Raw genomic sequence first — 12,211 nt, 5'->3', positions numbered from 1 at the left:
ACGAGGCCGGCCTCGATGGGGGCCGGACCCTCTTCCCGGTCAGTTACGGAGTTTTTTTTTCAGCCGCGACGCCGGAGGCGTCGTCATCGCGGCTGACCAGCGGCGTGATGCCGCCGCCCGCCGGCTCGGCGGCGGAGGCGCCGGCTTCGGCGTCCGTGTCGGTGGAAGCGGCGGCGGGCTGATGAATCTCGGGCGCCGTCGCGTCCGGCCGTGCGGCGGTCGTGTCCTGCGTGCGGGCAAGGCCGCCCTCATGCTGGGTGCGATCCTCCTCCTTCGCTCCGAAGGAGAAGAGACGACGGAAAAAACCCTTGTTCTCGGCCATGATGCTTGGAGTCCGATCGATGTCAGGCCGCCGCGCGGGCGGCCGAGGAGGGGACGGCGAGCAGGCGCTCGCCCGTCTCGCCTGTAATGGTAGCGTCCACGACCTCGCCGGGGAGGCCGCTGTGCAGTTCGGTCACGGTGAAGTCTTCCGTGCGGCCCAATCCCTCGCGCTCGATCAGCACCCGCGCCGGGCGTCCGACCGAGCGCTGGAGGTGCCGGCGATAGGCCGCGTCCCCCGCCGCGCGCAGCCGGGCGGCGCGCGCCTTGCCGACGGCTTTGGGCAGCTGCGGCATCCGCGCGGCGGGCGTTCCCTCGCGCGGCGAGAAGGGGAAGACGTGGAGATGGGTGAGGCCGCATTCCTCCACGAGAGCCAGCGTGTTCTCGAACATCGCGTCCGTCTCGGTCGGAAAACCGGCGATGAGATCGGCGCCGAAGACCATGTCGGGCCGCGCTTGGCGCAGCTCGTGGCAGAAGCGGATGGAGTCTTCCCGCGAATGGCGGCGCTTCATGCGCTTCAGGATCATGTTGTCGCCGGCCTGCAGCGACAGGTGCAGATGCGGCATGACGCGCGGCTCGCAGGCGATCGCCTCCACCAGCGCCTCGTCGGCCTCCACTGAATCGATCGAGGACAGGCGCAGGCGCTGAAGGTCCGGCACATGGCGAAGCAGGCTCTGGACCAGCGTGCCGAGGCGTGGGTTCCCCGGCAGGTCGGCGCCCCAGCTCGTCATGTCGACGCCCGACAGAACCACCTCGCCATAGCCGTTGCCGACGAGGCGCTTCACCTGTTCCACCGCCGCGCCCATGGGCACGGAGCGCGAATTGCCCCGGCCGAAGGGGATGATGCAGAAGGTGCAGCGATGGTCGCAGCCGTTCTGGACCTGGACGATGGCGCGGGCCCGGCCCTCGATCGCGTCCACCATGTGGCCCGCCGTCTCGCGCACGCTCATGATGTCGTTGACGCGGATCTTCTCCGCCGCCGCGACGCCGAAATCAGGCAGGGCGCGGTAGCTCTCGGCGCGAAGCTTTTCCTCGTTGCCGATCACGGCATCGACTTCCGCCATGGCGGCGAAGCTTGCCCCTTGCGTCTGCGCGGCGCAGCCGGTGACGACGATGCGCGCGTTCGGATTGTCGCGCCGGGCGCGGCGCACGCTCTGGCGCGCCTGGCGCACGGCCTCGGCGGTGACGGCGCAGGTGTTGATGATGATGGCCGGCTGGCCGTCCGCGCCGAGCCCTGCCGCGCCCGCCTCGCGCTTCATTACCTCCGCCTCGAACGTGTTGAGCCGGCAGCCGAAGGAAATGACCTCGATCCCGCCGCCCGTCATATCGAGGCTCGGCTTTTCGCCGCCGCTCATGGCATCACCTCGGCGGGCGCCTCGTCGCGGGCGAAGGCGCCCGTCGCGGGGTCGAGCGTGCCGCTCCATTCCCATTCCGCCGGGCCGGTCATCAGAACGTGGTCGTCGCTCCGCCACTCGATCCGGAGATCGCCGCCGGGCACGGTGACGGTGACGCCGCGCCCGGTGCGGCCGGTGCGCGCGGCCGAGACGGCGGCCGCGCAGGCCGCCGAGCCGCAGGCGCGCGTCAGCCCCGCGCCGCGCTCCCAGGTGCGGATGCGCAGGGATTCCGGGCCGGTCACCTCCGCGAGGGAGATGTTGGCGCGGTCTGGAAACAGCGGATGGTGCTCCAGAATCGGCCCGAACCGGTCGAGCGCGTAGGACCAGACATCGTCCTTCACCCAGAAGATCGCGTGCGGATTGCCCATGGAGGCGACGGAGGGCGAATGAAGGATCGGCGCGTCGATCGGCCCGATCTGCAATTCGATGGCCCGCGTGTCGGCGAACTCCTCCGAAAGCGGGATCGACTGCCAGTCGAAGCGCGGCTTGCCCATGTCGACGGTGAGCAGCCCGTCCTCGCGCTCGAAGGCTTCGATCAGCCCCGCCTTGGTCTCGAACAGGAAGTCGCGCTGCCCGGTCTCCGCGCTGAGCGCCTGCACCACGCAGCGCGTGCCGTTGCCGCAGGCGCCCGCTTCCGTGCCATCAGAGTTGAGGATACGGACATAGGCGAAGGTGCCGGCGGATATGGGATCGTGGATCGCCATGATCTGGTCGAAATGCGTTTCCGCCCGCGCGGCCAGCGCGCGCGCGGCTTCGGGCGTGATGCGCGCCGATTGCCCGCGCAGGTCCGCGACGAGGATCTCGTTGCCGAGCCCGTTCATGCGGGCGAAGGGAATCGAATAGGCCATGGCGTCTTGGAACCGGAGCGGAGCGGCGTTTTTCGCCTATATGGCAAGAACGCCGGGCCAATGCTACCCGCCCCGGCCTCGCCGGGGCGGGCGGCCAGTTCCCCCACGAACTCCCGCGCGCCTTACATCTCCTCGCCGAGCGCGTAGAGGCGCAGGCGATGCCCGTCGGGGTCGAGCGCCACGAAGGATCGGCCGAAGTCGAGATCGGTGGGCGGCAGGGCGATCTCGGCGCCCTTGTCCCGCCACTCGGCGAAGGCGGCGTCCACCGCCGCGTTGTCCGCGAGCTTGAAGCCGATCTCCGCCCCGCCCGGCGCGCTTTCGGGCGCGGGCTCGACGCCGCCCCGCTTCCACAGACCCAGCATGAGACCGGAGGTGAGCGGCAGGAGCGCGAAGGTTGGGCTGAGTTCCACCGGCGCCCGGCCGAGCAGGCGCTCGTAGAAGGCGGCGCTCGCGGCCGGATCGGCGACATAGAGAAGGATGTTGGAGGCGGTCAGCATGGGAAAATTCCTCGTCGGTTTGACGAGGCAGGGTCTACGCCCGGCTGCTGTCAGTTTCTGTCAGCAGCGGGTTTGCCACATGGCGCTGAGGCGCTCACGACGCGTTGCGGTGAAAGTAGTAGGCCGCGAGCGCGAGGCCGACGGCGATCACCACGCCGCGCACCACGCCTTGCGGCAGGCGCCGCGCCGCCCAGACGCCGCACCAGCCGCCGAGCGCGACGCCCGGCGCCATGAGAGCGGCATGCAGCCAGGCCACCACGCCGCCCGAAACGAACACCGCGATGGCGACCAGCGCGATCACCGTCGCCAGCATGTTCTTCAGAGCGTTCAGCCGGTGATAGTCGCCGCTTTCGGTCAGCCCGAGCGTCGCCAGCATCATGATGCCCATGCCCGCGCCGAAGAAGCCGCCATAGATCGCGGTGAAGAACTGGAGGAAGGGGCTGGCGAGGCTGCGGCCCTGCCGCGCGTCCTCCTGATGCGGCCTCCGTGGCGTCAGCCAGGGGCCGGCGGCAAACAGCGCGGTGGCCGCCACCAGCAGCCAGGGCACGAGGCTTTGGAACTGCGGATTGTCGAGCGAGAGGAGAATCAGCGCCCCGCCGAGCGAGCCGAGCACCGAGACGAGGGCGAGCACGAGCGCGCCGCGCCACATCCGCTTGATGTCGCTCCAATAGGCCAGCGTCGAGGTGACATAGCCGGGGAACTGCACGATCGAGGACGTGGCATTGGCCGAGATCGGCGAAACGCCGCCCAGCGTCATGGCACCGAAGGTCAGAAACGTGCCACCGCCCGCCACGGCGTTGATCGCGCCCGCGAAGAAGCCGGACAGGAAAAGGAGAACGGCTTCGAGAAGGGACATGGCGCACGCGGAAAGGGGAGAGGAGGCGGGACAAGCGGTTTCTAGAGACTGTTTGACAACTCGGTCGGGTCGGTCCGTCGGCGCTTTTCCGCCGTCGCTTCGTTGCCAATCCTCGCCGATGCCGCCGGCATCACTCAAGTTTGGCGCCTCGCGAACGTCGAAAAATCACCCCACGGCCCTCCGCCGAGTTGTCAAACAGTCTCTAAGCGAGAGCCCGATCGCGGGAAAGAGGGGGCACGGAGGCGCGCGCCGAACCAAGTGGGGGCGACAAAATGGTTCGGTCCACCTAGACAATAAGCCGTTTAGCGGCTATAGGCGCCTCGTTTTCCTCAGAAAAACTTGACCGTTTCAAACGGCCATGACCGGGCAACCGGCATGTAACGAAGATGAGGCCAATGCCATGAATATCATCGCTGAACTCGACGCCCAAGAAGCCGCCCGCATCGCCGCCATCCGTACGCTTCCGGCCTTCTCGCCGGGTGACACGCTGCGCGTCAACGTGCGCGTCACGGAAGGCACCCGCACCCGCGTGCAGGCCTATGAAGGCGTGTGCATCGCGCGTTCGGGCGCCGGCTTCCAGGAGAGCTTCACCGTCCGCAAGATCTCCTACGGCGAAGGCGTCGAGCGCGTTTTCCCGGTCTACTCGCCGCAGCTGGAGTCGGTCGAGGTCGTGCGCCGTGGCCGCGTGCGTCGCGCCAAGCTCTACTACCTGCGCGATCGTCGCGGTAAGTCGGCCCGTATCGTCGAGGCCACCAACGTGCGCGCCCGCAAGCTGAACGACGACGCCCGCGCGGTCGCCGCCGACGAGCGCGCCGCCAAGGAAGCCGCCAAGGTTGCGAAGAAGGCCTCTGCCGAGTAAGGCATCCTCGCTTTCGAAGTCTTTGCAAAGGGCGGCCTTCGAGCCGCCCTTTCGCGTTTTGGCCGATCCGAAGGAGACGCGTCATGGACGCCTATTTCGACGCCAATCTCGCCAACTGGAACGAGCGGGCGCGCCTGCACGCCAGCGACACGACCGGCTCCTACCGCATCGCCCAGGTCCTCGCCGGCGGCTCCTCCCTCCATGCGATCGAGGCCGAGGAGATCGGGGCGCTCGGCGGGCTCGATGTCGTGCATCTCCAGTGCCATATCGGGCTGGACACGCTGTCGCTGAAGCATCTGGGCGCGCGCTCCGTCACCGGGCTCGACTTCTCGCCCGACGCGCTGAAGGCCGCCCGCACCTTCGCCACCAAGGCGGGGACGGAGGCGCGCTTCGTGGAAAGCTCGCTTTACGACGCGCCGAACGCGCTTGGCGCGCAATACGACCTCGCCTTCGTCACCTGGGGCGCCATCAACTGGCTGCCCGACATCCGGGGCTGGGCCGAGGTCGTGGCCGCCGTGCTGCGCCCCGGCGGGCGGCTCTATCTCCTGGAAGGCCATCCGCTTCTCAACCAGTGCGAATGGCGCGACGGGCGCCCGGCGATCACCTACGACCACCGGACCCCCAAGGCGCAGCCGCTCGCCTTCGACGAGACGCAGACCTACACCGGCGACGCCCGGCCGCTGACGCAGACGCGAAACTACGAGTGGATCCACCCGATCGGCGACATCGTCACCGCGCTGATCCAGGCGGGCTTGCGGATCGACTTCCTCAACGAGCACGAGCGGATCGCCTGGCGCGCGTTTCCCGAGATGATCGAGGTGGGCGTCGATCTCTTCGTCCTGCCGCCCGGCCTGCCCCGCATGCCGCTCAGCTTCTCGATCGGCGCGACCAGGAGCGCCTGACAAGACATCCGGCCAACAGGGCGGCGGGAAAGTCTCGTCGCGGCGAGGTTCACATCGAACGAGGCCAGCCGACCCCCTGAAATCCGTCGGGCGCTCCAGTTGCCTTGACCCCATCGAGGCGGCCTCCAACAAGGGGCCGCCACACGCCGCGACCACAAGGATGCGCGTATCATGAGTCTCCGTTCCCGCCTTCGGCGCATTCCCGTCGACCGTTTCCTCCTCATGCTGATCGCCACCGTGGCGATCGCCGCCGTGCTGCCCGCGCGCGGGGAGGTGGCGGAGGCCTTCGACTGGATCACCTACGGCGCCATCGCGCTCCTGTTCTTTCTCTACGGCGCGCGCCTGTCCCCCCAGGCCGTCTGGGCCGGCCTTCTCCATTGGCGGTTGCAGGGCTTCGTCTTCCTCTCGACCTTCGCGCTGTTTCCGCTGATCGGCCTACTCGTTGCGCCGCTGGCCGGCCGCGTCCTGCCGGCGGAGCTGGCGCTCGGCCTGTTCTATCTCACGCTGCTCCCGTCCACGGTGCAGTCCTCGATCGCCTTCACCTCGATCGCCGGCGGCAATGTGCCGGCCGCGCTGACCAGCGCCTCCGTGTCCAACATGCTGGGCGTCGTCGTCACGCCCGCGCTGGTTCTCCTGCTGGCCAGCGGCGGCGGGGCGGGCGCGTTTTCCTTCGATTCGATCGAGAAGATCGCGCTGCAGATCCTGGCGCCCTTCGTCGCCGGGCAGATCGCCCGGCCGCTGATCGGCGGCTGGCTCGCCCGCCACAAGCCGGTGACGGTGGTGGTGGATCGCGGCTCCATCCTGCTCGTGGTCTATGCCGCCTTCTCGGAGGGCGTGGTGGCCGGCGTCTGGTTGAGCCTCGGCTGGCAGCAGCTTCTGATCGTCGTCCTGTTCGACGTCGCGATCCTCGCCGTCGCCCTGTCGATCACGACGCTTCTGGCCCGCAAGCTCGGCTTCAACAAGCAGGACGAGATCGCCATCGTCTTCTGCGGCTCCAAGAAGAGCATGGCGACCGGCATTCCCATGGCCGGCATTCTCTTCGCGGGGCACGCCATGGCGCTGGTGGTGCTGCCGCTCATGCTGTTCCACCAGATCCAGCTCTTCGCCTGCGCTGCGCTCGCCCAGCGCTATGCTCGCCAGACCCGCGCCGTCCCGCCCCCGAGCGTGGCGGAAGCGGCGGCCGAGGAGCGCGACAGCGTGGACCGCGCGGCCGCCACGACCAACCCCTGATCGGGCATGGCACGGCCTCCAGCTCCCGTGCATTTGGGCACGACCCCAAAGGAAAAGCCCCCCGGGAGGGATGATGTTCCTCCCGGATTCTTTTCACGACACTGCAATCGAGGAGGCTCTTTCACGACCTACGATTGAGACCTAGAGTTGGGTCACGAATCGGGAGGAGAGAAGGACATGGATGACAAATTGAAGGCGTTGAGCGATCGCATCAAGAACCATTCGAGTTCGATGCTGACAGAAGAAGCCGTCAAGACTTCGATCGTTCTGCCATTCCTGAATGCTCTCGGCTACGATGTATTCGATCCCTCCGAGGTCATCCCGGAATTCACTGCCGATGCGGTCGGAAAGAAGGGGGAGAAGGTCGACTACGCGATCAAGATCGATGGTAACATTCGAATCCTGATCGAGTGCAAGCCGCTAACCACCAATCTCGACAAGGTCCATCTCGCCCAGCTCTACCGGTACTTCTCGGTGACCGATGCGAAATTCGCGATCCTCACGAACGGACGGACCTTTCACTTCCACACGGATTTGGAAGCGCCGAACAAGCTTGACGACAAGCCATTCCTGACGTTCGACCTTGCCGAATTGAACGTCGCGCTCCTGCCCGAACTAACCAAGTTCGCGAAGGACGGGTTCGACGTCGATGGGGTTCTGCAGTCCGCGCATCGACTGAAATACACGTCTGGCATCAAGAAAAAGATAGTCGAACTGATGGACGATCCGACGGAAGAGTTCGTTCGCATGGCCATCGCCGATGTCTACGAGGGGCGCTTTACGGCAGCAATCCGAGAGCAGTTCGCTCCTATGGTCAAGAATGCTTGGCGCGAGATGATGCGGGATATGGTCCAATCTCGCATCACGTCTGCCCTTGCGACGACCAACGTCGTGGAGATGGAGCCGGTCGAGGTCGCGAAGCCCGTAGACGAGGACGAAATCGTCACGACCGAGGAGGAGAAGGAAGGCTTCATGATCGTGCGGGCCATCGCACGAGAAGTCATACCGGCATCCCGGATCGCCATGCGGGACCAGAAGAGCTACTGCGCCGTGCTGGTCGACAACAACAACCGAAGGCCACTCGTGCGGCTCTGGTTCAACCGATCCATCAAGTATGTCGGTATCTTCGAGGGCAAGGAAGAAAAGAAATATCGGATCGAAACCCTCGACCATATCTACGACTACAGCGACCAGATCAGGGCGACGGCCAAGGCGTATGCAACCGGCGCCGTTAAAGACATGCCTGCCGAGACCCTGGAATGATCGCTCCGATACGCGGTTCGAATTAGCGTCCTGTCCCTGCGGCGAAGCGGAGGAGCCTCGAAAGAAAGGAAGGGTTCGGGACGTCATTCCGTCCGAAGGACGGGCGAGACCTGTGGCTCGCCCGTTGAGCGGGGCTCGGGGCGGCAGCCCCGCTCTGCGCTCACCGCCGCATCAGGCATTGCGCACGCGGGCGTGGGGGCGTATTTTGGAACGATGCGAAAGAGCGCGATATCCATGGGCCGTCTGCCGACCACGCTGGGGTTCTCCCCGGTGGAGGATCGCGCGCGCATGCCCGGGCGCTTTTTTTACCGGCAGATTTCGGCCGTTCTGCTTACGCGCTGAAGCCCGCGCGCCGTCGGCGGCGCCCTCTGTTTTTCCGCTTGTTCGATTCTATCCGGCGCGGCGGCCCTGTGAGGCCGAACCGCCTTTTGAAGACGCGAAAGCCCATGAGCCAGACCGCAAAACCCCGCACGCTCTACGACAAGATCTGGGACGACCACCTGATCTCGACCGACGAGAACGGCGGCAGCCTTCTCTATATCGACCGCCATCTCGTGCACGAGGTGACGAGCCCGCAGGCCTTCGAGGGCCTGCGCGTGGCCGGGCGCAAGGTGCGCCATCCCTCGCGCACGCTGGCGGTGGTGGACCACAACGTGCCGACCTACGACCGGCGCGGCGGCATCCACAACGAGGAAAGCCGCATTCAGGTCGAGACGCTGGCCAAGAACGCGGCCGAGTTCGGGGTCGAGTATTTCAACGAGATCGACAAGCGGCAGGGCATCGTCCACATCATCGGGCCGGAGCAGGGCTTCACCCTGCCGGGCATGACGATCGTCTGCGGCGACTCGCACACCTCGACCCACGGCGCGTTCGGGGCCCTGGCACACGGCATCGGCACCTCGGAGGTCGAGCACGTGCTTGCCACGCAGACGCTGATCCAACAGAAGGCCAAGAACATGCTCGTCAAAGTGGACGGGACCCTGCCCGCGGGCGTGACCGCCAAGGACATCATCCTCGCCATCATCGGCCAGATCGGCACGGCGGGCGGCACGGGCTACGTCATCGAATATGCCGGCGAGGCGATCCGCGCCCTGTCGATGGAAGGCCGGATGACGATCTGCAACATGTCGATCGAAGGCGGGGCTCGGGCGGGCCTGATCGCGGCCGACGAGACGACCTTCCGCTATATCGAGGGCCGCCCGCGCGCGCCGCAGGGTGAAGCCCTCGAGCAGGCCGTGGCCTACTGGAAGACGCTGCACACGGACGAGGGCGCGCATTTCGACAAGATCGTGCGGCTCGACGCGGCCAACCTGCCGCCGATCGTCTCCTGGGGCTCCTCGCCGGAGGATGTCGTGGCGGTGGACGGCGTGGTGCCGAACCCCGACGAGATCGAGGACGAGGCCAAGCGCGACACCAAGCGCCGCGCGCTCGACTATATGGGCCTCCAGCCCGGCACGCGGATGACCGACATCACGATCGACCGCGTCTTCATCGGCTCCTGCACCAATGGCCGCATCGAAGACTTGCGGGCCGTGGCCAAGGTCGTGGAAGGGCGCAAGGTGGCGGACGGCGTCTCGGCCATGATCGTGCCGGGCTCGGGGCTCGTGAAGATCCAGGCCGAGGAAGAGGGGCTGGATAAGGTGTTCCTGGAGGCCGGCTTCGACTGGCGCGAGCCGGGCTGCTCCATGTGCCTCGGCATGAACGAGGACCGGCTGAAGCCGCACGAGCGCTGCGCCTCGACCTCGAACCGCAATTTCGAGGGGCGCCAGGGCTTCAAGGGCCGCACCCATCTCGTCTCGCCGGCCATGGCGGCAGCCGCCGCCGTCACCGGACGCTTCGTCGATATTCGCGAGTGGAAGTAAGGCGAGCGCGGCGGGGCGAGGCTCTCGTCGCGACGCTTACAGGAACAGATGGGAGCGGGGCGCAGCCGAGAGGCGGGCGCCCCGTTTTCGCGTCAGCCCATCAGCAGCCGCGCGGCGGGGCGGATCGCCGGGGCGCTGGCGATCGCATCGCCCACCACGCGGTCGCGCCCGTGGGATTTGGCGACATAGAGCAGCGTGTCGGCGCGGCCCGCCGCGTCCCACAGGCGCTCGCCGGCGGCAACGGCCACGACGCCGAAGCTGGCGGTGACGGAAAGCTGCGCGAGATCGAAGGGCCAGCGGACGGCGCGCAGGGCGGTCTGCAGCCGGAGAGCGAGGGTCTGCGCTTCGGAGAGATCGCAGGCGCGCAGGAACACCGCGAACTCCTCGCCGCCGAAGCGGCAGACGCAGCCTCGATTCCCCACCATGCGCTCCAGAAGGGCGGCGAAGCCACAGATCACGGCGTCTCCCGCCTCGTGCCCGTGCCGGTCGTTGATCTGCTTGAAGAAGTCGAGATCGGCCAGGACCAGGGCGTCGGGGGCCGAGCCATGGGCGGCGCGGCGCAGCTCGGCGACCCGCCGCTCGAAGCCGCGCCGGTTGAGCACGAGCGTCAGCGCGTCCACGTCGGAGGAAAGGCGGTGATGCTCGATCAGGTCCATGCCGATCGCCACCAGAACGGTGAAAGCCATGAGGACGCCGGTCACCGCACCGCTCAGCTGGAACACGAAGGCCCAAGGCGAGTCGCGCCAGTTCGTCACCGTCATCGGCTGGTCGAGCGGCGAGGACAGGAAGGCGAGGTTCTGCAGGCTGAGGCTCGCGGCGACGAGAACGCAGAGCCAGAACAGCGCCCGGTCGATCCAGCGCTTCGAGAGGCCCGCCATGGTGCCCGCCGCCAGCAGCATCAGGACCGCGCAGCCGGCCTGGATGGAGAAAATCTCGAACTGCGCGCTGCCCGACAGGAACAGCGCCAGGAAGGCGCAGAAAAGGCTCGCCGCGATCGTGCCCGCCAGAAGGGCGTAGCGCGGCCGGCGACCGGCGCGCGAGGCCAGCGCGAGATTGGCTCCCGTCAGGGCGAAGAGAAACAAGGAGTCCTCGAAGAGTGGCTTGACGATCGCGCCTTCCCCGGCGGGGATGACGGTCATTCCGTAGGCGAGCGCCGCGAGCGAGAAGCAACCGCTCCAGGCATAGAGGCCCGGTCCGAACCGCCCGAGGGCTGCGAACGCGATTCCGAACAGCAGAAAGGTGGCGGGAACCGCCCAGGCCAGAATATCCGCCTGCATGAAACCTCACCCCTCGGATCGGGAGCCAGAGTCGCAGCGCACGGCCTATCGCCGGCAGAGAATCGGGCGTCGTCCCGGCAATCTGCGGCACGGATGGTTGTCGACGCGTTAACGAATTGGAGTCCGCTGGGCGCCGGAGGCGATTCTTCAAGAGGCGGTTTCATGGGTGGGCCTGGGCTACCGATGGTTTGCGGCTGGGGCGCGGGATAAGCGCCTTGACCCGCCTGGCGATCCGCCGCACACCAGGGACATGAGCGCCAGCGAGCCCCTTCCCGATGTCGAGATCGGCCTTCTCAGGCTGAAGGACGCGCGCGATCTCGCGCCCCTGCTCTCGGCCTACAACCAGGCCATGTTTCGCGGCGCGCCCGGCGCGCCCGACACGTTCTATGCCGAGCAGCTCCTGCAGGATCGCACGGGCGAGATTCTGGGCGCACGGGTGGACGGGGCGCTGGTCGGCTTTCTCGTGTTCTACGACCTGCCCGATCCCTGGACCGGGATGCGCGCCGGCATGGCCGATCATGTGTTCGTGGACCAGCGCCACCGCCGCAAGGGCATCGCCAAGGCGATGGTGGACGTTCTGGCCGAGGAGGCCGACGGGCGCGGCTGGTCGCGCCTCGTCCTCCATGCGCCGCGCCATGGCGGCTCGGGCCGCCATCTCTACGAGAAGGTCGCCGAGCCGGCCGACTGGTCGAGCTACGTCATCCGCTTCCTCGACCGATAGGGCATCCGGCCGCAAGCGCCCCGCGCCCCCACGCTCTGCGCCCCCGCGTCGCAGGCCGGCCGAGGCGGCGTCATATAATCGGTTTGGATCGCGCCCGGTGCCGAAACCTTGGCCTTGCGGCTTGATTTCGCACGGCGAAGGGGCTTTTAGAAATTCTCCAGACGCTGGGGACGGCGAGCCGCCG

General features: G+C 67.3%; 12 protein-coding genes. 6 read left to right on the top strand and 6 right to left on the bottom strand.

The annotated features are described in order from the left end of the window. Nucleotides 1-43: 43 nt before the first annotated feature. The 5 genes from M673_RS01495 to M673_RS01475 form a co-directional block, all read right to left on the bottom strand. Nucleotides 44-322, bottom strand: a complete 279-nt coding sequence (locus tag M673_RS01495) for a hypothetical protein (protein WP_061973051.1) — start codon at nt 320-322, stop codon at nt 44-46. A gap of 22 nt (nt 323-344) precedes the next feature. Beyond that, on the bottom strand, nt 345-1,673 hold the full coding sequence (gene mtaB, locus M673_RS01490; RefSeq protein WP_061973049.1) for a tRNA (N(6)-L-threonylcarbamoyladenosine(37)-C(2))-methylthiotransferase MtaB: 1,329 nt from the start codon (nt 1,671-1,673) through the stop codon (nt 345-347). Further along, nucleotides 1,670-2,560, bottom strand: a complete 891-nt coding sequence (gene dapF / locus M673_RS01485) for a diaminopimelate epimerase (protein WP_061973048.1) — start codon at nt 2,558-2,560, stop codon at nt 1,670-1,672. The genes mtaB and dapF overlap by 4 nt, the downstream gene beginning before the upstream one ends. A gap of 122 nt (nt 2,561-2,682) precedes the next feature. Continuing rightward, entirely contained in the window at nt 2,683-3,057 is a 375-nt protein-coding gene (locus M673_RS01480) for a VOC family protein (protein WP_061973046.1), read from the bottom strand. Between the two features lie 94 nt (nt 3,058-3,151). Beyond that, a complete protein-coding gene (locus M673_RS01475; protein ID WP_061973045.1) occupies nt 3,152-3,913 on the bottom strand; it encodes a sulfite exporter TauE/SafE family protein in 762 nt (253 codons plus the stop codon). Between the two features lie 400 nt (nt 3,914-4,313). Here M673_RS01475 and rplS point away from each other — a divergent pair, with 400 nt between their 5' ends. The 5 genes from rplS (at nt 4,314) to leuC (ending at nt 10,029) form a co-directional block, all read left to right on the top strand. Further along, nucleotides 4,314-4,772 carry a 50S ribosomal protein L19 gene (gene rplS / locus M673_RS01470; protein WP_061973043.1) on the top strand — a complete coding sequence of 153 codons (459 nt, stop codon included), beginning with the start codon at nt 4,314-4,316 and terminating at the stop codon, nt 4,770-4,772. A gap of 83 nt (nt 4,773-4,855) precedes the next feature. Continuing rightward, nucleotides 4,856-5,674, top strand: a complete 819-nt coding sequence (locus M673_RS01465) for a class I SAM-dependent methyltransferase (RefSeq protein WP_061973041.1) — start codon at nt 4,856-4,858, stop codon at nt 5,672-5,674. A 171-nt stretch (nt 5,675-5,845) separates the two neighbouring features. Next, entirely contained in the window at nt 5,846-6,904 is a 1,059-nt protein-coding gene (locus M673_RS01460) for a bile acid:sodium symporter family protein (protein WP_061973040.1), read from the top strand. Nucleotides 6,905-7,081: 177 nt separating this feature from the next. Further along, nucleotides 7,082-8,167 carry a type I restriction endonuclease gene (locus M673_RS01455; RefSeq protein WP_061973038.1) on the top strand — a complete coding sequence of 362 codons (1,086 nt, stop codon included), beginning with the start codon at nt 7,082-7,084 and terminating at the stop codon, nt 8,165-8,167. A 446-nt stretch (nt 8,168-8,613) separates the two neighbouring features. Further along, entirely contained in the window at nt 8,614-10,029 is a 1,416-nt protein-coding gene (gene leuC / locus M673_RS01450) for a 3-isopropylmalate dehydratase large subunit (RefSeq protein WP_061973036.1), read from the top strand. A 92-nt stretch (nt 10,030-10,121) separates the two neighbouring features. Here leuC and M673_RS01445 read toward each other — a convergent pair whose 3' ends face one another. After that, nucleotides 10,122-11,306 carry a GGDEF domain-containing protein gene (locus M673_RS01445; protein ID WP_061973035.1) on the bottom strand — a complete coding sequence of 395 codons (1,185 nt, stop codon included), beginning with the start codon at nt 11,304-11,306 and terminating at the stop codon, nt 10,122-10,124. Nucleotides 11,307-11,556: 250 nt separating this feature from the next. Between M673_RS01445 and M673_RS01440 the strand changes: the two genes are divergently transcribed. Beyond that, a complete protein-coding gene (locus M673_RS01440) occupies nt 11,557-12,027 on the top strand; it encodes a GNAT family N-acetyltransferase (RefSeq protein ID WP_061973033.1) in 471 nt (156 codons plus the stop codon). Nucleotides 12,028-12,211 lie beyond the last annotated feature (184 nt).

The organism is Aureimonas sp. AU20 (genome assembly GCF_001442755.1).
In the GTDB taxonomy this organism is placed as follows: Bacteria; Pseudomonadota; Alphaproteobacteria; order Rhizobiales; family Rhizobiaceae; genus Aureimonas.
This window is presented reverse-complemented; position numbering and strand designations above follow the sequence as displayed.

Coding starts and splice junctions, on each gene's coding strand:
- mtaB (WP_061973049.1), bottom strand. CDS start 1,673: ATGAGCGGCGGCGAAAAGCCGAGCCTCGATATGACGGGCGGCGGGATC.
- M673_RS01455 (WP_061973038.1), top strand. CDS start 7,082: ATGGATGACAAATTGAAGGCGTTGAGCGATCGCATCAAGAACCATTCG.
- M673_RS01460 (WP_061973040.1), top strand. CDS start 5,846: ATGAGTCTCCGTTCCCGCCTTCGGCGCATTCCCGTCGACCGTTTCCTC.
- M673_RS01445 (WP_061973035.1), bottom strand. CDS start 11,306: ATGCAGGCGGATATTCTGGCCTGGGCGGTTCCCGCCACCTTTCTGCTG.
- M673_RS01475 (WP_061973045.1), bottom strand. CDS start 3,913: ATGTCCCTTCTCGAAGCCGTTCTCCTTTTCCTGTCCGGCTTCTTCGCG.
- M673_RS01440 (WP_061973033.1), top strand. CDS start 11,557: ATGAGCGCCAGCGAGCCCCTTCCCGATGTCGAGATCGGCCTTCTCAGG.
- M673_RS01480 (WP_061973046.1), bottom strand. CDS start 3,057: ATGCTGACCGCCTCCAACATCCTTCTCTATGTCGCCGATCCGGCCGCG.
- dapF (WP_061973048.1), bottom strand. CDS start 2,560: ATGGCCTATTCGATTCCCTTCGCCCGCATGAACGGGCTCGGCAACGAG.
- leuC (WP_061973036.1), top strand. CDS start 8,614: ATGAGCCAGACCGCAAAACCCCGCACGCTCTACGACAAGATCTGGGAC.
- rplS (WP_061973043.1), top strand. CDS start 4,314: ATGAATATCATCGCTGAACTCGACGCCCAAGAAGCCGCCCGCATCGCC.
- M673_RS01495 (WP_061973051.1), bottom strand. CDS start 322: ATGGCCGAGAACAAGGGTTTTTTCCGTCGTCTCTTCTCCTTCGGAGCG.
- M673_RS01465 (WP_061973041.1), top strand. CDS start 4,856: ATGGACGCCTATTTCGACGCCAATCTCGCCAACTGGAACGAGCGGGCG.